The 17,971-nt window shown below is 65.6% G+C and carries 23 protein-coding genes; 11 read left to right on the forward strand and 12 right to left on the reverse strand.

Annotated elements, in window-relative coordinates; translation table 11 throughout:
- Positions 1-93: 93 nt before the first annotated feature.
- Positions 94-534 (reverse strand): DUF1810 domain-containing protein, encoded by a 441-nt coding sequence (locus ACE10W_RS18350; RefSeq protein WP_028171169.1) that lies wholly within the window; start codon positions 532-534, stop codon positions 94-96.
- Positions 535-726: 192 nt separating this feature from the next.
- Between ACE10W_RS18350 and ACE10W_RS18355 the strand changes: the two genes are divergently transcribed.
- From ACE10W_RS18355 to ACE10W_RS18365, 3 genes are all read left to right on the forward strand, one after another.
- Complete coding sequence (locus tag ACE10W_RS18355; RefSeq protein ID WP_028171170.1) at positions 727-1,677, forward strand: DUF2778 domain-containing protein; 951 nt, start codon at positions 727-729, stop codon at positions 1,675-1,677.
- Positions 1,678-1,743: 66 nt separating this feature from the next.
- On the forward strand, positions 1,744-2,001 hold the full coding sequence (locus ACE10W_RS18360; RefSeq protein WP_028171171.1) for a hypothetical protein: 258 nt from the start codon (positions 1,744-1,746) through the stop codon (positions 1,999-2,001).
- Positions 2,002-2,092: 91 nt separating this feature from the next.
- The gene (locus tag ACE10W_RS18365) at positions 2,093-2,596 is read left to right on the forward strand and encodes an SMI1/KNR4 family protein (RefSeq protein WP_028171172.1); all 504 of its coding nucleotides are present in this window, start codon (positions 2,093-2,095) and stop codon (positions 2,594-2,596) included.
- 185 nt (positions 2,597-2,781) lie between these two features.
- On the opposite strand, the gene ACE10W_RS18370 is transcribed toward ACE10W_RS18365, so the two are convergent.
- Together ACE10W_RS18370 and ACE10W_RS18375 are read right to left on the reverse strand one after the other, a co-directional pair.
- On the reverse strand, positions 2,782-4,638 hold the full coding sequence (locus ACE10W_RS18370; RefSeq protein ID WP_375762659.1) for a tannase/feruloyl esterase family alpha/beta hydrolase: 1,857 nt from the start codon (positions 4,636-4,638) through the stop codon (positions 2,782-2,784).
- A complete protein-coding gene (locus tag ACE10W_RS18375) occupies positions 4,635-4,892 on the reverse strand; it encodes a hypothetical protein (RefSeq protein WP_028171174.1) in 258 nt (85 codons plus the stop codon). Before ACE10W_RS18375 ends, ACE10W_RS18370 begins: the two co-directional genes overlap by 4 nt.
- A gap of 244 nt (positions 4,893-5,136) precedes the next feature.
- Between ACE10W_RS18375 and ACE10W_RS18380 the strand changes: the two genes are divergently transcribed.
- Together ACE10W_RS18380 and ACE10W_RS18385 are read left to right on the forward strand one after the other, a co-directional pair.
- Positions 5,137-5,691 carry a MarR family winged helix-turn-helix transcriptional regulator gene (locus tag ACE10W_RS18380; RefSeq protein WP_375762660.1) on the forward strand — a complete coding sequence of 185 codons (555 nt, stop codon included), beginning with the start codon at positions 5,137-5,139 and terminating at the stop codon, positions 5,689-5,691.
- A 102-nt stretch (positions 5,692-5,793) separates the two neighbouring features.
- Positions 5,794-6,885, forward strand: a complete 1,092-nt coding sequence (locus ACE10W_RS18385; protein WP_028171176.1) for a TRAP transporter substrate-binding protein — start codon at positions 5,794-5,796, stop codon at positions 6,883-6,885.
- Between the two features lie 189 nt (positions 6,886-7,074).
- On the opposite strand, the gene ACE10W_RS18390 is transcribed toward ACE10W_RS18385, so the two are convergent.
- The 6 genes from ACE10W_RS18390 to ACE10W_RS18415 all read right to left on the reverse strand — a co-directional run bounded on the left by ACE10W_RS18390 (position 7,075) and on the right by ACE10W_RS18415 (position 12,302).
- Positions 7,075-7,857, reverse strand: coding sequence for an ABC transporter ATP-binding protein (locus ACE10W_RS18390; protein ID WP_211433923.1), 783 nt, complete (start codon positions 7,855-7,857; stop codon positions 7,075-7,077).
- A complete protein-coding gene (locus ACE10W_RS18395) occupies positions 7,845-8,900 on the reverse strand; it encodes a dihydrodipicolinate synthase family protein (protein WP_271557238.1) in 1,056 nt (351 codons plus the stop codon). Before ACE10W_RS18395 ends, ACE10W_RS18390 begins: the two co-directional genes overlap by 13 nt.
- A gap of 6 nt (positions 8,901-8,906) precedes the next feature.
- Complete coding sequence (locus ACE10W_RS18400; protein WP_271557239.1) at positions 8,907-9,728, reverse strand: GNAT family N-acetyltransferase; 822 nt, start codon at positions 9,726-9,728, stop codon at positions 8,907-8,909.
- A complete protein-coding gene (locus ACE10W_RS18405) occupies positions 9,715-10,752 on the reverse strand; it encodes an NAD(P)-dependent oxidoreductase (protein ID WP_271557240.1) in 1,038 nt (345 codons plus the stop codon). Before ACE10W_RS18405 ends, ACE10W_RS18400 begins: the two co-directional genes overlap by 14 nt.
- A 48-nt stretch (positions 10,753-10,800) precedes the next feature.
- A complete protein-coding gene (locus ACE10W_RS18410; protein ID WP_375762661.1) occupies positions 10,801-11,571 on the reverse strand; it encodes an ABC transporter permease in 771 nt (256 codons plus the stop codon).
- Between the two features lie 83 nt (positions 11,572-11,654).
- The gene (locus ACE10W_RS18415; protein WP_011086982.1) at positions 11,655-12,302 is read right to left on the reverse strand and encodes a TetR/AcrR family transcriptional regulator; all 648 of its coding nucleotides are present in this window, start codon (positions 12,300-12,302) and stop codon (positions 11,655-11,657) included.
- 100 nt (positions 12,303-12,402) lie between these two features.
- Here ACE10W_RS18415 and ACE10W_RS18420 point away from each other — a divergent pair, with 100 nt between their 5' ends.
- The 5 genes from ACE10W_RS18420 (at position 12,403) to ACE10W_RS18440 (ending at position 15,899) form a co-directional block, all read left to right on the forward strand.
- Positions 12,403-13,407, forward strand: coding sequence for an ABC transporter substrate-binding protein (locus ACE10W_RS18420; RefSeq protein ID WP_271557242.1), 1,005 nt, complete (start codon positions 12,403-12,405; stop codon positions 13,405-13,407).
- Between the two features lie 318 nt (positions 13,408-13,725).
- Positions 13,726-14,421: a septum site-determining protein MinC gene (gene minC, locus ACE10W_RS18425; RefSeq protein WP_011086984.1), complete on the forward strand. Its 696-nt coding sequence runs from the start codon at positions 13,726-13,728 to the stop codon at positions 14,419-14,421.
- A 21-nt stretch (positions 14,422-14,442) separates the two neighbouring features.
- Positions 14,443-15,258, forward strand: coding sequence for a septum site-determining protein MinD (minD, locus tag ACE10W_RS18430; protein ID WP_011086985.1), 816 nt, complete (start codon positions 14,443-14,445; stop codon positions 15,256-15,258).
- Positions 15,255-15,536: a cell division topological specificity factor MinE gene (gene minE / locus ACE10W_RS18435; protein ID WP_011086986.1), complete on the forward strand. Its 282-nt coding sequence runs from the start codon at positions 15,255-15,257 to the stop codon at positions 15,534-15,536. Before minD ends, minE begins: the two co-directional genes overlap by 4 nt.
- A 177-nt stretch (positions 15,537-15,713) precedes the next feature.
- The gene (locus tag ACE10W_RS18440) at positions 15,714-15,899 is read left to right on the forward strand and encodes a hypothetical protein (RefSeq protein WP_028171184.1); all 186 of its coding nucleotides are present in this window, start codon (positions 15,714-15,716) and stop codon (positions 15,897-15,899) included.
- Between the two features lie 19 nt (positions 15,900-15,918).
- On the opposite strand, the gene ACE10W_RS18445 is transcribed toward ACE10W_RS18440, so the two are convergent.
- Both ACE10W_RS18445 and ACE10W_RS18450 read right to left on the reverse strand, forming a co-directional pair.
- The gene (locus ACE10W_RS18445; protein WP_028171185.1) at positions 15,919-16,170 is read right to left on the reverse strand and encodes a hypothetical protein; all 252 of its coding nucleotides are present in this window, start codon (positions 16,168-16,170) and stop codon (positions 15,919-15,921) included.
- A 92-nt stretch (positions 16,171-16,262) separates the two neighbouring features.
- On the reverse strand, positions 16,263-16,655 hold the full coding sequence (locus tag ACE10W_RS18450) for a hypothetical protein (RefSeq protein WP_011086989.1): 393 nt from the start codon (positions 16,653-16,655) through the stop codon (positions 16,263-16,265).
- Between the two features lie 128 nt (positions 16,656-16,783).
- Between ACE10W_RS18450 and ACE10W_RS18455 the strand changes: the two genes are divergently transcribed.
- Positions 16,784-17,566 carry an SDR family NAD(P)-dependent oxidoreductase gene (locus ACE10W_RS18455; protein ID WP_271557243.1) on the forward strand — a complete coding sequence of 261 codons (783 nt, stop codon included), beginning with the start codon at positions 16,784-16,786 and terminating at the stop codon, positions 17,564-17,566.
- 1 nt (position 17,567) lies between these two features.
- Here ACE10W_RS18455 and ACE10W_RS18460 read toward each other — a convergent pair whose 3' ends face one another.
- Positions 17,568-17,798 (reverse strand): DUF6894 family protein, encoded by a 231-nt coding sequence (locus ACE10W_RS18460; RefSeq protein ID WP_028171187.1) that lies wholly within the window; start codon positions 17,796-17,798, stop codon positions 17,568-17,570.
- Positions 17,799-17,971 lie beyond the last annotated feature (173 nt).

The raw sequence follows: 17,971 nt of genomic DNA on the forward strand, positions 1-17,971 counted from the left end.
CTGTCCGGCAATTGGCGCGGGGAGAATTATTTTCCACGGACGATAGGTCGCCCGTGTTAATCCCGGGTTTACGCTGCTTGCCGCCGCGCGAGCTCAGCTGGACGGCTGATCGAGCTTTGCGAGGATCTCCAGCGTCGCGCCGTCGCGCTCGCCGGCGAAGTACCGGGCAAGCGCTTCATTGAAAATGGGATCATCGGACACCGCGCCGAACAGCGTCATCGAGGAGCGGAATTTGGCGTCGTCAGGCGCGCCGAGGATCGCGTTGATGGTCCGCCCCTGAACGGCGAGCACGAGCCTGGTGCACGCGATCAGGCGCGGGCCAAGGACAGGGTGGGCGAGATAGGCCTCGGCCTCCGCGCGCGAGCCGATGGCGTAGCGCTGCGCCATGGCGCTGAAGCCGAGGCCGGCGACCTGCGGGAAAATGAACCACATCCAGTGGCTCTGCTTCCGGCCCCGGGACAGCTCCCCGGTCACGGTGGGATAGACCGGGTTTTGGGCCTGGACGAACCGGTCTAGATCGAAAGGAGCGGTCATTGGATACCTTGGGGGTGCCTTGACGGCCGTGATTATGCCTAACTTTTGGCTCCCAATGTGGTAGCTGGTATAGAGAGTCTCCGGGTGGGGGTGGGTCTCCCCGGGGGTCGATTTGGGGATCTGATGGTTTCCGACACCGCAAGAGCCGAGAGGCTGTTGTCGCGCCGCCGTATCGGGCGGGCCGAGACGATTCTGCTGTCTCTGGCCGCTGTTGCGCTGTCGCTCGGTGCCGCCGCCTGGGTCGCCGATATGGGCGATTCGACCCCGCTGGTTTCCGCCGCGCTACCGCCGGCCAATGCCCCTTCCTTCGAGGACCGTTTTGCTTCGGCATCTGGCAGCGCGCCCGCCCGCGAGCTCGGCCTGCGGACGCTGGAGCGCTCTGCCCTGAATGCGGTCCAGCTCAAGCTGCGCGATGCCAAGGCGATGCTGGCCCAGAAACTCCAGGGCGACGACTGGCGCTCGACCCTGACCGAAGATGACCGGACGGCGGTTGACGAGAGGCGGCCCTCGGAGCGTGCCGACGCGGTCCCGATGCCGCGTTCGCGGCCGGTGCAGGCGGACTTCTCGGCCCAGATCGCGTCCAGCCAGGCCTATGCCGACACCACCCCCAGGGTCGACAACCGCAACTTCTTCGAAAAATTCACCGACAAGATCAAGCTGGCCTCGCTGACCCCCGGCGATGGCCTGTTCAGCAAGGCGCCGGATCTCGCCGCCCTCGGCTATGATTCGCGCACGGCGGTCTACGACATCTCGGCCAAGGCGCTTTACCTGCCGAGCGGCCTCGCGCTGGAAGCGCATTCGGGCATGGGCGCGCTGATGGACGACCCCCAGCATGTGGACCAGCGCATGGTGGGCGCGACCCCGCCGGCGACCTACGATCTGAAGCCGCGCGAAAAGCTGTTCCACGGCATCCGCGCGCTGCGCTTGACGCCCGCCGAGGGCACCAGCGCGCTCGGCCGCGTCGGCCTTCTCACCCACAGCTACATGCTCGGGCCGCGCGGCGATTCCAACGGCTGCGTCTCGATCAAGGACTATGAGCGCTTCCTCAAGGCCTACGACAACGGCGAGTTCAACCGCCTGGTCGTGGTGCCGAGCCTGAGAGGATCGGCGACCGCGTCACAGCGCGGCAGCACCGACTCCTGATATTTGCCTGCCGCGGCGGGGCTGCCGTTTCCCCTTCGTTAAGCCGTCCTTGTCCAGAAGCAGCCCATGAGTGATCCCCAGAATTCCGAGACCCCGCTGCGTACGACGTTCAAGATCAAGCTGAACGGTGACACGCTGGCGATCGCGACCGTCGGCCAGGCCTATCAATTCCTCACCAACTTCAAGTCGGTCGAGTGGATGGAATTCCGCACGCTGCACGAGGAAGCCATCTCGGCCCTGGAAGGCGCCGCCGGCAACGCCATGCTCGCGGTGCAGGCGACCAACGCCGTGCGCGCGCTGTTCGTCAGCGCGAAGCTGCTCTGAGACAGCCGTTACTCCCCTCCAATCGTCGAACCCGCTCCCGAATGCCTGCGACGAAGGCGTGGCGCGCTTCTGCGCCGAGGAACGGGATCGCATGAATATCGCAGACTTCATTGCCGGCGTTGATCGCGCCCGCGCGGAGCAACCGACGCTCGCAGCGCTCGAGGCATTCGAAAAATCCATCGGCTGCCGCTTGCCGGACGAGTATCGCCAGTTCCTGATGGTCTGCGCCGGCGGCTATTTCCAGGGCTCTGCCGAGTTCAACTGGCCGCAAGGGCACTGGGCCGGCGCGGTCCAGGAGGTGCTGGGATTGCGGCGCGATGAATGCTCGCTGGTCCAGACGCGTCAGACTCCGCAATGGCCGACCGTCGATGAACTCCTCTGGATCATGAGCGACCACGGCGGCAACCCGATCTGCATGACGATCGACAAGGCGCATTTCGGCAAGATCTGGTTCATCGATCACGAGATCGCCGAATACGAGAAGCCCTGGACGCTTGCCGAGGCGATGTCGAACGAATGGGGCTACGTGCTGCCGCTCGCACCGACATTCGGCGATTTCGTCGCCGGAATGTATGAGCAGGCTGAGGCCTCGTGAGAATCTGCTCGTGTCCCGGACAAGCCGCAACGCTTACAGCGCTGCGGCGCAGAGCCGGGACCCAGATGGCCACTCGGCATGGCGGATGGATGGGCCCCGGCTCAGCAGCGCATCGCGCTCGACGATGCTTCGCATCGCGAGGGAGACGCTGCGCTGCGTCCGGGGCACGAGAGGAAGCAGGACGATCAGGGCCTGCCGTCGCCATGCCCATCGTCGTCATCATGGAAGTCGTGGTCGCCGCCCGGCCTGAAGCCGGGGTCGATGCAGGCGAAATTGCCGGCATCGTTGGTCATGCCGCTGCCCTTGTAGGCTGCAATCTTCGGATAGACGCATAGCGGCCTCGTGCCGCTGGCCGGGAAGTTCATGGCAATGCGCGGATCAAAAAGTCCGCCGGTCGGGTAGGGCGAGGTGGCGTTGGTATTGGTCGCGACAATGCGTTCAGGCGCGATGCCTTTCTCGACCCAGTCGGTGATGGCCTTGACCTCGTTCTGCGCGAAGCTCGCGGTGGCCGCACCGCCGCCGCAATGGGCCATGTTCGGCACCATGAACAGCCGCGCGAAGTCGGTCGCGCGCCCGTTCATGCGCCTGTCCATGTTGCGATACCAGCGGGCGATGGCAGCGCCGGAGAAAATGCCGTCATTGACGGAGGAGGAGACGATCAGCTTGCCGCCGCGCGCCCTGAACGGCCGCAGGTCGGTCGAGACCGCGGCCATGAAGTCCATGCTGCTTTCAGGATAGGCTTGCGTCTTCGCGAAGATCTTCGGCGCGTCGGTGTCGAAGTTGAAGCGGAACACGAAGGCTTCCTGGCCGTTCGGCCCGTTGACGGGCGTGACGACGGGCGGGGTCTGGAAGATCATCGGGATCGCGCCCGCGCCGAGCGTCAGGTTGATCGCGGTGTTGACGTTCGGCACCGGCGCGGTGACGACGTTCCATAGTTGCCAGCCCGCGCCGGGCGCGGTGGGCGGCGTCCAGATGCCGGCATCCCAGAACCAGTTCGAATAGAGCCGTTGGCCGCGGGAATTGACCGGCCCGGCATAGATTTTCTTCAGCGCGTCCACCTGTGCGCCGGTCAGGCACGTGCCGCCATACGGCGTGCTGCCGTGCGAACCGGTGCCGCAGGTGTAGCTGGCGAGCGCCGGATACACCTTCTTCGCCGTGCAGGCGTGATAATTGTCGACGATGCCGTCGACCAGCCCGTCGAGCGCGTCGCAGGCGCTCAGGATCGCGGCCGAGGCCACCTGGAGATCCTGCACCGGAAACGTGTCGGGAATGAAGGGCTGTCCGTTGACGTCCTTGCTGGTGGCGAGCGTGCCGAGCACCTGCTCGTTCCAGGCTTCCGCAAGGGCCGCCTGTGGCAGATTGAAGCCGGGATTTTGCGAGATCACGCCGTCGAACAGCCAGGGGAAGCGCTGCGACGCCATCATGGCGTCACGTCCGCCGTTCGAGCAGCCCATGATGTAGGAATAGACGGTGTCGAGGCCGTAGTAATAGGAGATGATCTGCTTCGAGATCGTCGCGGTCTTTTCGATGCCGTTGTAGCCGTAGTCCCGGCGCGCCTGGGCGTCGATCGCGAAATGCGCGGAGCCTCCGGCATTGGCATCGTCGTCCTGATGTCCGCCGACCGGATTGCTGGCGTTGTCTTCATGCCCGCCGTCGTCGGCGGCCACGGCCCAGCCCTGACCGAGCTCGACGCCGGCGGCGCCCTGCGGATCGGCCTGGAGGCTGCCGTCGGTGCCGCCGCCGCCCATCATCTCGAAACGGCCATGCCAGGTATCGGGCAGGTTGAGCGCGAAGCCGATCCCGTAAGTGAAATGATCGGGGTCCTGCGTCGAGACGCGCTTGTTGATGATGCCGATCACGTTGCAGTAGCCCGCCTTCTGGGTCGCGCTCAGGATCTGCGTGTTCGGCAGCGTGAGGCCGGTGAGGGCCGTGCAGGATGCGCGCGGGGCAACACCACTCGGCGGCAGGCCGTGGGCCATTGCCTGCGGGCCGAAAGCCGTCCAGCCGGCAACAATGGTCGAGGCGAGAAGTAACCGTTTCATGTCATGCCCTCCAGCTTGATGATTGTCGAAAGCAGCGGTCGTCCACGCGACATCGTGCGGCGCCGGCCGTTGCGGCAGGCGTCGTCAAGGCTGCAAGCGATGTCGCTGTCGGTCGGGACGTCCTGGTCGTCGGGAGGCCGGGGAGCTTCGCGATGCGGATCGCAGCGCGCGGAACGCAATGCGCCGACGGCCGCAATCGTGTCGCCGCGATGCGCGATGGCATGCGGATCGTCGCCGTTCCCTGATGCAGGCACCGACGTTAGCTCCCCTGAAGCCTGCTCGTGCGACGGCAGGTTTTCTTGATCCTTAGGCAAGCGATGTTGCCGTGTCAACATGACGCAACACGCGAGTCCGCGGTGCAACCTGTCGTAGAAGCTGCATCGGCAAGGCGCGACGCCGCGCGGCTTCTCGATCCCGGTCCGCTGCGATAGACTTGGCGTTCGAATCCCGGACCACCGGGCGGATGCCGCCGCGCCGGCTTGTGAAAGATGGTCGTCGATGGAGCCGGAGAAGGCTGGCGTCAGGAAGCGATCCCCGAAGGGAGCGTCGCGCAGGGCGCAGGTTGCAAAGCCGTCGCGATCCGCCTCGCGTGCCGCGCCGGCCGGAAAGCCCGCCCGGCCAAAGCTGCTTGCCTCGGACGATCTGTCCCGTTCACTCGGCTATCGCATCCGGCGGGCCCAGCTCTGGGTGTTCAGGGATGTCAGCCGGCGGCTGGCCGCCTTCGACATCAGTCCGGCGCAGTTCTCCGTGTTGTCGGTGATCGAAGCCAATCCCGGCGTCAATCAGCTTGCCATCGCGCAATCCTTGTCGATCGAGCGGGCGGGGCTCGGGCGGCTGGTGGATCATCTGGAGCGGCGCGGCCTGGTGCAGCGTTCGGCCTCCGCCGTCAACCGCCGCTACTACGTGCTGTATGTGACCCAGACCGGCGCCGCGCTCCTCGGCCGCTTGCGGCCGTCGATCGCCGAAAGCGAGAAGACCCTCGCCGCCAAGATCGGGCCGCGCGCGTACAAGGAATTGCAGCGAGCGCTGTCGATCTTCCTCCAGGACACTTGATCCGGAACACCTTGAACTCGGCGGCGGGAACGGGCAAACGGTCTGCGAAGACCGTGGCCCAGGCCATCCATTTGAAGCCTTGCTTTAGGGAGAGACCCCATCATGAAACGCCGTACATTCCTCAAGGGTGGCGCGGTCGCCGGCGCGACGACGCTGGTTGCTGCACCTGCGATCGCGCAAGGCGCGCCCGAGATCAAATGGCGCCTGACCTCGAGCTTCCCGAAATCGCTCGACACGATCTACGGCACGGCGCAGACCTTCGCGAAATACGTCGCTGACGCCACCGACAACAAATTCCAGATCCAGACCTTTGCGGCCGGTGAGCTCGTCCCCGGTTTGCAGGCGCTCGACGCCGTCAGCGCGGCCTCCGTCGAGATGGCGCAGACGCCGCTCTACTTCTACATCGGCAAGGAGCCGGCGCTGGCCTATGCCACCGGCGCGCCGTTCGGCATGAACCATCGCCATCAGGAGTCCTGGTGGTATTTCGGCGGCGGCGCCGATCTCGCCAACGAGGCGCTGAAGCCGTTCAAGGCGCATGCGATCCTCTGCGGCAACTCCGGCACCCAGATGGGCGGCTGGTTCCGCAAGGAGATCAAGACCGTCGACGATCTCAAGGGCCTCAAATTCCGCATCGCCGGCATGGGCGGCCATGTGCTGGCGCGCCTCGGCATCGTGCCGCAGCAGCTCGCCGGCGGCGACGTCTATTCGGCCCTGGAGAAGGGCTCGATCGACGCCGCCGAATTCGTCGGTCCCTATGACGACGAGAAGCTCGGCTTCCAGAAGGTGGCCAAATACTACTACTTCCCCGGCTGGTGGGAAGGCGGCGCCATGCTGCACATGATCGTCAATGACGAGAAGTGGGCTTCGCTGCCCAAGCACTACCAGGCCATCGTCAACCAGGCCGCCTCTGCGGCCGGCGCCTGGATGCTCGAGAAGTACGACAGCGTGAACCCGGCGGCGCTGAAGCGGCTGATCGCCAACGGCGCCGAGCTGAAGGCGTTCCCGCAGCCGGTGCTGGAGGCTTGCTACAACGCCACCCAGGAGCACCTGAACGAGCTCGCGGCCAAGAGCGACCTGTTCAAGCGGACCAAGGAGAGCCACGACGCGTATATGAAGGAGCTGCTGTTCTACACGCAGATCGCGGAAAACTTCTACGACAACTATTTGCTCAGCAAGATGCGCAACAAGACCTGATTGCAGCAAGAGGGCGCGGTGTTTTCAGGCGTGATCCGAAGGACACTGTCATTCCGGGGCGCGCCTCTTGGCGGGAGCTAAGATGCGCAATTGCGCATCTGAGAATCCATTTCACCGCGTGTCTTGCCGCCCGATGGATTCCGGGCTCGCGACTTCGTCGCGCCCCGGAATGACGGCGGAGGGAGCGGTCTACGCCGCGCCCAGCCCGAGCTTTGCGTAGATGCGCCGCGCATAGGCACCGAACGCATCCGTTGTCTTGAGCGGAAGGTCGCGCGGGAAGGGCAGGTCGATCGGGAAGTAGTCGGCCATCTTCGCCGGGCCCGCGGTCAGCACGGCGCAATGCGAGGACAGGAACACCGCTTCCTGGATCGAATGCGTGACGAAGATGATGGTCTTGCCGCTCTCGCGCCAGATCCGCAGCATCTCCAGGTTCATCTGCTCGCGCGTCAAGGCGTCCAGCGCGCCGAACGGCTCGTCCATCAGGATCAGCTTGGGATCGTGGATGAAGGCCCGCGCGATGGCGGTGCGCTGCTGCATGCCGCCTGACAGCTGCTGCGGATATTTCTGCTCGTAGCCGGCAAGCCCGACCAGATTGAGCAGATCGCGCGCCCGCTCGCGCGCGGCTTTCATCGGTAGCCCCACGATCTCGGCCGGCAGCAGCACGTTGTCCAGGATCGTGCGCCATTTCAGCAGCAGCGCCTGCTGGAATACCATGCCGATGTCGCGGGTCGGATCGAACGGGCTTCTGGCGCTGCCAATCTTCACGGTGCCGCCGTCGGCGCCGTGCAGGCCGGCCAGAATCTTCATCACCGTGGTCTTGCCGCAGCCGGACGGGCCGACCAGCGAGACCAGCTCGCCTTCCTTCACGTCCATGGTGACGTCGGAGACGGCGAGAAACTCCGCGCCGCCGCTGCGGTAGACTTTCCGGACGCCGCGCAGGCTGATGAAGGGCTCGTCCGTCATGCCAGCCATTTGCTGAGGTTGGCGGCCACGAAGTCATCGTCGCTGAGGTCGGCGTGCTCGCGGCAGACGCGGTCGATCTCCTCCTTTTGGCCGGGGCTGAGGCCCTCGGCAGGATCGAGGCACCACAGCCCCTGCATCAGGTCCTGACGCCGCAGGATCTCGTGGCAGCCGGCGATGCAGCCGTGGAAATTGTTGGCGACGTCGAAGAAGGCGCTGTTGCAATCGGTGACGCGGGCATCGAGCGCGAGCAGGTCGGCCGGCACGCTGTCCTTGTGCCGCGCCGCCTTGCAGCGCTCGAATTGCCCGATCGCGCTCGCCGTCCAGACCGACCAATGGCCGAGCAGTCCGCCCTTGAAATAGGTGCGCGTGGTGACGCCGTTGTCGCGCAGGTCGAACGGCAGCATGAGATCGAGCAGGATATGGTCATCATTGCCGGTGTAGAGCGCGACGCGGTCGAGCGCACCCGCGGCTGCGACGCCGCGCAGCACGTCGAGCGTGCGGTAGCGGTTGAACGGCGCGATCTTGATCGCGATCACATTGTCGATCGAGGCAAAGCGTTGCCAGAATTGGCTCGACAGGATGACGCCGCCGACGGCCGGCTGGAGATAGAAGCCGACCAACGGAATTTCGGCGGCGACCGCGGTGCAGTGCGCGATAATCTCGTCCTCGGAGGCGCTCTTCATCGCGGCGAGGCTGAGCAGGCCGGCGTGATAGCCGATGTCGCGCGCGGTGCGCGCTTCAGTGGTTGCCTGCCTGGTCGGACCGGCAAGTCCCGCGACCATCGCCAGCGGACGCCTGGTCCAGCTCGCCGCGGTCTCGGCGGCGAGCTCCAGCACGGGACGATAGAGGCCGACGTCGCGGATCGCGAACTGCGTCGTATGCACGCCGACCGCAAGGCCGCCGGCGCCGGCGTCGATGTAGTAGCGCGTCAGCGCGCGCTGATGCGTCTTGTCGAGCTTTCGCTCGGCGGTGAGCGCAAGAGGGTGCGCCGGCAGCACGGTGCCGTCGGCGATCAGCCTGCGAACGTCGGCATTGATCTGGCTGTGGTGCATGATGTCCTATCCAAATTCAGGGCCGGCGACGGCGAATGGCATTTCCTCGCCCGCGGCGGTGGCGGGGCCGAAGCGCATGCGCTGGAACGGGCGTTCGACGGTCCAGCCCGAAGCGGTCAATCCCTCCAGGAACGCGCCTTGCGAGGCGACGGCGTCGAGCAGGAGGGGGCGGGTCTCGGATCGCGCGATCGCCTGGACCAGGGCCAGCGCTTCGACGGCATGATCTGCGAACAAGGGACCGATGTGGCGCGCGGTTCTGCCGTCGCGGACCAGCGCGATGCATCCATTCGAAGCGACGATACGCGAGCCGAAGCGCTGTGCGAAGGCGGTCAGGAGGGCGGTCCGGTCGAAACCGGTGACCCGCCGGTCCCGCGCACAAAGCGCGTCAAGCGTCGCGGCCGAAGGCGGTCGCGCCGACGCTTGCGCTGAATTGACCAATTTCAGCCGCCGTAATTGCAGGGTCGGCGTGAAGCCGAGCGGCCCGTACACGGCAGCACCGTCGGGGGTCGCGTCGAGCCAGCTGGTCAGGCCGTTCCTGCGCGCCGTCTCCAGGCAGGCGTCGACGAGGCGCGTCGCAAGGCCACGGCGGCGATGCGTGCCTGATACGAGCACCATGCCGATCCAGGCGTTGCTGCCGGAATAGGGCAGCAGTGCCGCTGTCGCGACCAGCCGCATGCCATCGCGAATGCCGAACACGACGCCGTCGCGCAGGAAAATGCGCCAGTCCTCTTCGGTCTGGTTCCAGTGCGCCTCGACCGACAGCACGAGCCCGGCGATGGCATCGTTCACGCCGAGCTTGATGATGGGCGGGGTGTCAGTAGCGGCCATCGCGCACCTCGTATTTGGTGGGCTTGCCGAGGCTCGGCATGGCGCGGGACACCCAGTCGGCGGTCCAGGCAATCAACTGCTCGGTGTCGACGACCGGCAGGCCGAATAGCTCGACCGCCTGCGAGGTGTCGGTCAGCCACGCCGTGGGCTCCTCCTCGCCGGTCAGCATCGGGGCGCGGCCGAACCTTGCGCCGAATTTCGCCGCGAGATCGCGCACCGCCAGGATCTCGTGGCCGCTGACATTGATCGGCGAGGTCGGCGCCGTGCAATGGGCGAGGCAGCGCAGCGCCTGCGCGGACGCATCGCCCTGCCAGATGAAATTGACATGGCCCAGGCTGACGTCGATCGGCGTGCCGGTGAGGACCTTGGTGGCGATGTCGTGCAGCACGCCATAGCGCATGTCGATCGCGTAATTGAGCCGGAACAGCCGGCCCGGCGTCGAAAACTTGCGCGAAAAATACTCGAACATGCGCTCGCGGCCGACGCAGGACTGGGCGTATTCGCCGGGCGGATTTGGCGCCATGTCCTCGGTCGCGCCTTTGCCGTCGACCGGCACGAAGGGATAGACGCAGCCGGTCGAGAACGCCACGATCCGCGACGACGGAAAGGCCTGCGCGACAAGGGCCGGGACATGCGCGTTCATCGCCCATGTCAGCGACAGATCGCCCTCGGCGCCGAACTTGCGGCCGGCCATGAAGACGATGTTGGGCGCCTTCGGCAGCGCGTTGATCGCGGCCTCGTCGAGCAGGTCGCAATTGATCGTCTCGACGCCGCGCCGATGCAGCCAGTCCTTGACGCCCGCCTCGCTGAAGCGCGCGACGCCGATGACGCGGCGATCCGGCGCGGCGGCTTTGGCGAGCCCCGCCAGCGTCGGGCCCATCTTGCCGGCGACGCCGAGGATCATGATGTCGCCCTCGACCTTGTTGAGGTCGTCGATCAGCGCCTGGGTCGGCCGGCACAGGAGATCGTCGAGCGCGGCGATGTCAGGAATGGTCTTCGGCAGCGTCTGGCGGGTGAGGAGCATCGGTCGGTCCTTGGTCAGTCAGGTTTTCCGTTTTCAGGTCTGCCGTTATCAAGTCTGTCTTGCATCGCCGACCACGAACATGCGCTCGAGGGCGAGCACGAGGCCGTAGAGGGCGACGCCGAGCAGCGTCAGCAGCACCACGGCCATCACCATCGCGGGCGTGTCGAGCGAGGACTGCACCTGGATCATGAGGTAGCCGAGCCCGCGCTCGGAGGCGATGAACTCGCCGACGATGGCGCCGGCGACCGCCAGGATGGCGCCGACCTTCATGCCGGAGAACACGTAAGGCAGCGATCCCGGCAGCTGGATCTTGCGGAACAGCGTCCAGCGCGAGCCGCGCAGCGATTTGACGAGATCGAGCAGATCCGGTTCGACCTCGCGCAGGCCGCGGGCGGTGGTGAGCAGGATCGGGAAGAAGCAGATGCTGAAGGCAATCAGGATGTTCGGCACGATGCCGTAGGAGAACCAGACGATCAGAAGCGGGCCGAGCGCAACCTTCGGGATCATGTTCAGCGTCACGAACAGCGGCAGCAGCACCATGCTGACCAGCGGCGCCCAGCTGAAGATCACCGCGAGGGTGACGCCGACGAATGCGCCGAGTGCGAAGCCGCCGAGGATCTCGATCGCCGTCACCAGCGTGTTGGCGCCCCAGGCGTAGCTCGCGGTTCCCAGCGTCTGCACGGTCGCGAGCGGGGAGGGCAGGATGAATTTCGGCACGTGGAAGGCATCGACCGCGACCTGCCACAGCACGAGCACGGCGAGGTGCACGATCAGGATGATCGCAAAGCTGCGGGCCGGGCCTGCTCCGTCACCTGCCACCTTTCGCCCCCCGTTGTTCGCGGCCTCTCCGTCACGACGGCAAGCCTAACCGTCCCCGGGGCAAGTTTCAACCATCTGGTTGATTATGGCCGGAGCGACTGGAGCACCAGGTCGACGACATGCCTGCGCCGGGCACGGCGCTGGGCGCGGCTCGACAGGTCCTTGCCGAAGATCGCCGACAGCGTCGGCGTGTTGGAGAAGAAGAAGTAGCTGAGGCCCGCGATGGAGATGTAAAGCTGGACGGGGTCGATCCCTTTCCGGAAAAGTCCGCAACGCACGCCCTCATGGAGGATGTGGGAGACGCTTTTCACCAGCGGGGAATGCATCGCCTCCAGTCGCGTGGAACCGCGGACATGGCGGGCGCCGCCGCGGTTCTCGTCGTTCAGAAGCACGATGAAATCAGGGTTTGCCGCCAGGTGGTCGAACGAGGCTTCGATCAGCCGGCGGATCGCCTTGTCGGGCGGCAGGCCTTCCAGATTGAGCCTGCGCTCCTGCTCGCGGATGTCCTCATAGACCCATTCGAGCACGGCGAGGTAGAGCGCGTCCTTGTCGCCGAAGTAGTGGTAGACGAGCTGCTTGTTGACGCCGGCGCGCTCGGCGATCTCGTCGACGCGGGCGCCCGCAAGGCCGTGCCGGGCGAACTCCAGGCGCGCCGCGGTCAGCAGCTTCTTGCGGGTGGCGACCGGGTCGCGCCGCTGCGGCACGGTGTCGCCAGATCGTTTTGCGGGCATTTCCAACCAAACAGTTGACAAGTGGAGGGCGGGCTTGTTGCATTGGTAGCCTCACATGGGGAGAGCGACAAGCCGGGTCGCGGCAATGAGGAGACAAGCGATGAAGCGTTTGCAGGCGGCGGTTGTGACCCTGATGCTCGGCTTGGCGGGCATGCCCGCGAACGCGGGCGAGGCGGTGAACCTGATCCTGAACTGGACGCCCACGGCCGACCATTCGCCCTATTATTACGCGAAGGCGCAGGGCTGGTACGAGAAGGCCGGCATCGACCTCACCATCGAGACCGGCAAGGGCTCCGGCGTCTCCGCCGCCAAGGTCGGCTCGGGCGGCTCGCCGTTCGGCGTCGCCGACCTCGCCACCATGCTGGTGGCGAAGAGCAAGGGCGCCGACACGGTCGCGGTGATGAGCGTCTATGCCAACACCGGCCAGACCTTCTACTGGCTGAAGAGCTACGGCGTGAACGGGGTGAAGGATTTCGCCGGCCACAAGATCGGCAATCCGCCCGGGGACGCCTCGCGCGTGATGTGGCCGGCCTTCGCCAAGGCTGCAGGCCTTGCGCCTGATGCGGTCGGCTTCGTCAATATCGGGCCCACCGCGAAGGTCGCGGCGCTGAAGAGCCACACCGTCGACATCATCAGCGACTTCTACAACGAGCACGATGTGAAGGCGATCGAGTTCGGCCAGGACCTCGGCTATGTCAACTGGAAGGACATCGGGCTCAACCCTTACGGCAACTCGCTGATCGTCAACGGTGCTTACTTGCAGAAGAACCCGAAGGTGGTCGAGGATTTCGTTCGCGTCACGCAGAAGGCTTTTGCGGCCTGCGTCGCCGACGTCACCCCGTGCCTGAAGGCGCTGCTCAACCAGGTCTCCGGCCTCGACAAGGAGAACCAGGAGCGCCAGTGGGAGCGCATCAAGTTCCTGATGACGGACGAGTTCACGACGACGAAGAGCCTCGGCTGGATCGACGGCGAGCGCATGAAGAAGGACTACGAACTGGTCCAGACCTATCTCGGCATGGAGAAGCCGTTCGACGTGACGACGGCGTTCACGACCAAGATGCTGGATCCCGCCATCAAGATGGATGCGAGCAAGGTGAAGAAGTAGGGGGTAGGGGGGCTTCCGTATCGTCGTCCTGGCGAAAGCCAGGACCTCCGCGCGAGCGCTCGCGCTCGTCGCGATTACCCCAAGACGTTGTTTGGCGAAGACTCGTCGTTCGGTACTCCCACCGTCCGTAATCGATGGATTCCGCGGTATGGGTCCTGGCCTTCGCCAGGACGACACCGGAGGTCACGGCGGCTGTCCCGTGCGGACGAGCCGCCCAAGACCCACACCCAACTCACGTAACCCCGCGGAGAAATTAACCAGCCGTTAACCACATCCGCCGCATCGTTAACCATTCAATAACAGGGAACGAGTCGGCCGATGGAGGCTGCAGCAAAAGTCCAACGCCAAATGGTGCGCCTGCGCGGGCGCTCCTACGTGGCCTTCGTGTTCGTGCCGACGGTTCCGATCCTGGACTGGCTCCAGGAGATCGACGCCACCATCGCCCGTTCGCCGGGCTTCTTCGCCGGCCGGCCCGTGGTGATCGACCTGTCCTCGGTCGATCTCAGCCAGTCCGGCATCAATCATCTGCTCACCAGCCTTCAGGACCGCAACATCCGCGTGCTCGGGATCGAGGGCGTGGAGGAGGGCCGGCTGACCCCCATGATGCCGCCGCTGCTTTCGGGCGGGCGCAGCTGCGTGGTCGAGCCGAGCGCGCCGAAGAAGGTCGAGAAGGCGGAGGCCAAGCCAACCTCGCTCCTGCTCGAAAACCCCGTGCGCTCGGGCCAGACCGTGATCTTCCCCGAAGGCGACGTCACCATTCTCGGCTCCGTCGGCTCCGGCGCCGAGGTCGTCGCCGGCGGCTCCATCCACGTCTACGGCGCGCTGCGCGGCCGGGCCATGGCGGGGGTTAACGGGCACACGAGCGCCCGCATCTATTGCCAGAAGATCGAGGCCGAACTGCTTGCAATTGATGGGTTTTACCAGACTGCGGACGACATCGATGCCGCCTTGCGCGGCAAGCCGGCGCAGGCCTGGCTGCAGGGGAATACCATGCGAATTACAGCACTGAACTGACCAGCAAAGGAGACATTTCAGATGAGTAAGGTACTGGTCGTGACATCAGGCAAGGGCGGGGTCGGCAAGACCACGACGACCGCCGCGCTGGGGGCTGCCCTGGCGCAGCGCGGCGACAAGGTCGTCGTCGTCGATTTCGACGTCGGCCTGCGCAATCTCGATCTCGTCATGGGCGCCGAACGCCGCGTGGTGTTCGACCTCATCAACGTGGTGCAGGGGGTGGCAAAGCTGCCGCAGGCGCTGATCCGCGACAAGCGGCTGGAGAATCTCTGGCTGCTGCCGGCCTCGCAGACCCGCGACAAGGACGCGTTGACGGAAGAGGGCGTCGGCAAGGTCATCGACGATTTGCGCGGCCGCTTCGACTGGGTGATCTGCGACAGCCCGGCCGGCATCGAGCGCGGCGCCTCCATGGCGATGCGGTTCGCGGACGAAGCCGTCATCGTCACCAATCCGGAAGTGTCCTCGGTGCGCGATTCCGATCGCATCATCGGCATGCTCGATTCCAAGACGGTGCGGGCCGAGAAGGGCGAGCGGGTCGAGAAGCACATTCTCATCACCCGCTATGATGCCTCCCGCGCGGCGCGCGGCGAGATGTTGACCATCGACGACATCCTCGAAATCCTGGCAACGCCCTTGCTCGGCATCATTCCCGAGAGCCAGGACGTGTTGAAGGCCTCCAACGTCGGCACGCCGGTGACGCTGTCGAACGCGGACGGCGCACCCGCACGGGCCTATATCGATGCGGCGCGGCGGCTGTGCGGCGAGACCGTCGCCATGCAGGTGCCGTCGGAGCGCAAGGGCTTCATGGATCGTCTGCTGCGACGGAGGGCTGCATGAGCATGGGTCTGCTCCGACTTCTCCGCGGCAACAAGGCTTCTGCACCCGTCGCACGCGAACGGTTGCAGATTCTGCTCGCGCATGAACGCGGAATGCGCGGCCAGCCCGACCTGCTCGGCGTGCTGCGTGAGGAAATTCTCGCCGTCGTGTCCAAGCACGTCACGCTGGATCCGACCAAGGTCATCGTGCGGCTCGAGCGCGGCGACGAGGTGTCGACCCTGGAGGTCGATATCGAGGTGCCAAACGATCTCGAGCGCAAGCGCGTGGCGGTCGCGTAGGGGACGCGGCCGACGACATCAGGTTTTGGGGTGGGTGAGAAGGCGGTCCGCCGGGCATGGCGGGCCGCCTTTTATCGTTGCTGGGGTGATCGGAACGAGACCCGCGACTTGATCGTTGTAGGAAATCCGCGGCTCCACCAAGCGTGCATCGCGGTTTCATCACACGGGCGAGCACCCATGATGTCGGAGCTCCAGGTCCACACCGTGGCACGCCAGATGCTCGAACGGCACGGCTTTGCTGCGATTGCGAAGGCCGCCGAGCAGGCCCAGGCCTGCGAGGGCCGCGGCGAGGCCGATGAGGCCAAGGAATGGCGTCACATCGAGGATGCCATGAAGGTCATACGTGGGCCGCACCAGAGCTGACCATGGGGAACGGGAACAGTCAGCGCTCCTCGTGATCGGCTCCCTGTGCCGGGGCGCGATGTTGCGTCTGCGGCTGGCCGCGCTCGTTCGTTTCCTTGCAGGAAAGCTGCTCCCACGAACCGTCGGGCGCCTGCTGATAGGCGCTACAGGACGACGAGGAGGTCGATTTGTCCTCGCCCTTCTGGGCGTCGGTATTCTTCGCAAAGGCCGGGGCGGTCAGCACGGCACTGATCGCGAGGGCGCCGGCGAAGACGAAATGAGCCATCCGCATAGGGATCTCCTGTTCGAAGAAGCCCGCATGCTGGCGAGGATTGTGACGATTATTGGCCGCGGCGGCGGTTCCGCCGCGGTGTGCTTAACGCTCTAGCCGCCCTTGCTACGGATCAGGCCGGCGAGGTTGGTCTTCTGGGCTTCGCACCAGCCGGGCATGCCGAGGCGGCGCTGGTCCATATCGGTCGCCTGCGTCGCCACCGCGACCTCGGCCATCAGCTCGTCGTCCTGCTTCTCGCCCATCTTGCCGCCGGTATGCATCCAGGCGATCGCCTTGCGCACCTTCTCGGTGGTGCCGTCGGGCAGCTGCATCTGCTGCGCCTTCTGCACGAGGTCCTGATAGACGAGATCCGTGTTGGGGCACTCGACCTTGGCGGCGAAGGCCTGCAAGACCATCGTCACATAGGTCGAGCGTGGCGGCGCGTCGCCCGCCTGTGCCGGCGCGGCAAGCAGCAAAAGGCCCGTCATCAGAAAACCATAGCGCATCCTTGGTACCTCCTCGATTTTTTTGGGAGGCTAGCGTCCGGCGCGCCGCTCCGCAATGGCGCCGGGACGCAATTGTCGCGCCTCCGTGCGGTGCGCTAAATTGGCTGCTCCCGGACCCGGAGAGCGACATGAGCCTGTTCAGCGCGCCGTTCGATCCCGCAACCGACACGGCGCTCGTCACCGGCGCGGGCAACGGCATCGGCCGCGCGATCGCGCAGGCGCTGGTCGGCGAGGGCGTCCGGACCGTGTTCGCCGACGTGAGTGCGGAGCGGGTCAGTGCCGCGATCGGCGCGAGCGAGAGGCCTGGACACGCGGTGCCCTGGGTCGGCGATCTTGCGAAGCTCGACGCCTGCGATGCGCTGCTTGCCGCCTCACACGCCGCGCTGGGCGAGGTGACGCATTTCGTGCATAGCGCTTCGCCGCCGCGACGCGAGGCCGATCATGCGCTCGCGGTGGATCGCAGGACCTGGCAGCAGATGCACGCCGTCAACCTCGATGCGGGTTTTCACCTGGCGCGCGAGATCGCCAAGCGGCTGATCGCGGCGAAGCGGCCCGGCTCGTTCCTGTTCCTCACCTCGCTGCATGCAGGCACGCCGCGCAACCTGCCGCATTACTCGACGGCGAAGGCGGGGATGGCGATGCTGGTGAAGGAGCTGGCGAAGACGTTCGGACGCCACAACATTCGCGTCAACGCGCTGGCGCCCGGTGCGATCGCTGCCGGCGGTTTCGTCGCGGATGCCTCGCTGGCGCGGCACATCCCGCTCGGGCGTCTGGGCGAGGCGAAAGACCTCGCACCGATGGCGCTCGCGGTGCTGTCGAACAAGCTCTCCGCTTACGTCACCGGCGCGGCCTTCGTCGTCGACGGCGGATTGTCGCTGACGAACTGGTTCGAGGCGCCGGTGCTGGAGTAGCTTAGCGCTGCCAGGCCGGCACGGGATCGAGCGGCGTGCGATAGAGCTCGTTGTGATCGCGGTCGGTGACGCGCACCGCGCAACCCTTTTGCTGAAGCTCCGGCTTCACCTGCGACAGCTCATTGGCCAGTTGGTGGGCGCGATCGGAGGCGACCTCGATATCCTCGAGGATGATTCCGCCCTGGTTCTTGAACTCTTCACCAACCACAAGATCGAAGTAGTAGTAAGGCATCCGAATTCCCCGGTGTTACGACCCAAGTCTCGACGACAAGTCTGGAAAACAAGTCTTCAACGGAAGTCTCAACACATCCCGGATGGTACCACTGAGTCGATCTTTATCGAATGAATGAAGCGCGCAATCTCTGTGCTTATGGCGCAGAAATGATGTGCAGCATGCAGGCGCGT

It is taken from the genome of Bradyrhizobium sp. B025 (assembly GCF_042257955.1).
Lineage (GTDB): Bacteria > Pseudomonadota > Alphaproteobacteria > Rhizobiales > Xanthobacteraceae > Bradyrhizobium > Bradyrhizobium diazoefficiens.

Bases quoted from the DNA above. Each gene is read 5' to 3' on its own strand.
- ACE10W_RS18350 (WP_028171169.1), bottom strand. From the start codon at position 534: ATGACCGCTCCTTTCGATCTAGACCGGTTCGTCCAGGCCCAAAACCCG.
- ACE10W_RS18360 (WP_028171171.1), top strand. From the start codon at position 1,744: ATGAGTGATCCCCAGAATTCCGAGACCCCGCTGCGTACGACGTTCAAG.
- ACE10W_RS18365 (WP_028171172.1), top strand. From the start codon at position 2,093: ATGAATATCGCAGACTTCATTGCCGGCGTTGATCGCGCCCGCGCGGAG.
- ACE10W_RS18370 (WP_375762659.1), bottom strand. From the start codon at position 4,638: ATGAAACGGTTACTTCTCGCCTCGACCATTGTTGCCGGCTGGACGGCT.
- ACE10W_RS18380 (WP_375762660.1), top strand. From the start codon at position 5,137: ATGGAGCCGGAGAAGGCTGGCGTCAGGAAGCGATCCCCGAAGGGAGCG.
- ACE10W_RS18385 (WP_028171176.1), top strand. From the start codon at position 5,794: ATGAAACGCCGTACATTCCTCAAGGGTGGCGCGGTCGCCGGCGCGACG.
- ACE10W_RS18390 (WP_211433923.1), bottom strand. From the start codon at position 7,857: ATGGCTGGCATGACGGACGAGCCCTTCATCAGCCTGCGCGGCGTCCGG.
- ACE10W_RS18395 (WP_271557238.1), bottom strand. From the start codon at position 8,900: ATGCACCACAGCCAGATCAATGCCGACGTTCGCAGGCTGATCGCCGAC.
- ACE10W_RS18400 (WP_271557239.1), bottom strand. From the start codon at position 9,728: ATGGCCGCTACTGACACCCCGCCCATCATCAAGCTCGGCGTGAACGAT.
- ACE10W_RS18405 (WP_271557240.1), bottom strand. From the start codon at position 10,752: ATGCTCCTCACCCGCCAGACGCTGCCGAAGACCATTCCTGACATCGCC.
- ACE10W_RS18415 (WP_011086982.1), bottom strand. From the start codon at position 12,302: ATGCCCGCAAAACGATCTGGCGACACCGTGCCGCAGCGGCGCGACCCG.
- ACE10W_RS18420 (WP_271557242.1), top strand. From the start codon at position 12,403: ATGAAGCGTTTGCAGGCGGCGGTTGTGACCCTGATGCTCGGCTTGGCG.
- minC (WP_011086984.1), top strand. From the start codon at position 13,726: ATGGAGGCTGCAGCAAAAGTCCAACGCCAAATGGTGCGCCTGCGCGGG.
- minD (WP_011086985.1), top strand. From the start codon at position 14,443: ATGAGTAAGGTACTGGTCGTGACATCAGGCAAGGGCGGGGTCGGCAAG.
- minE (WP_011086986.1), top strand. From the start codon at position 15,255: ATGAGCATGGGTCTGCTCCGACTTCTCCGCGGCAACAAGGCTTCTGCA.
- ACE10W_RS18440 (WP_028171184.1), top strand. From the start codon at position 15,714: ATGATGTCGGAGCTCCAGGTCCACACCGTGGCACGCCAGATGCTCGAA.
- ACE10W_RS18445 (WP_028171185.1), bottom strand. From the start codon at position 16,170: ATGCGGATGGCTCATTTCGTCTTCGCCGGCGCCCTCGCGATCAGTGCC.
- ACE10W_RS18450 (WP_011086989.1), bottom strand. From the start codon at position 16,655: ATGCGCTATGGTTTTCTGATGACGGGCCTTTTGCTGCTTGCCGCGCCG.
- ACE10W_RS18455 (WP_271557243.1), top strand. From the start codon at position 16,784: ATGAGCCTGTTCAGCGCGCCGTTCGATCCCGCAACCGACACGGCGCTC.
- ACE10W_RS18460 (WP_028171187.1), bottom strand. From the start codon at position 17,798: ATGCCTTACTACTACTTCGATCTTGTGGTTGGTGAAGAGTTCAAGAAC.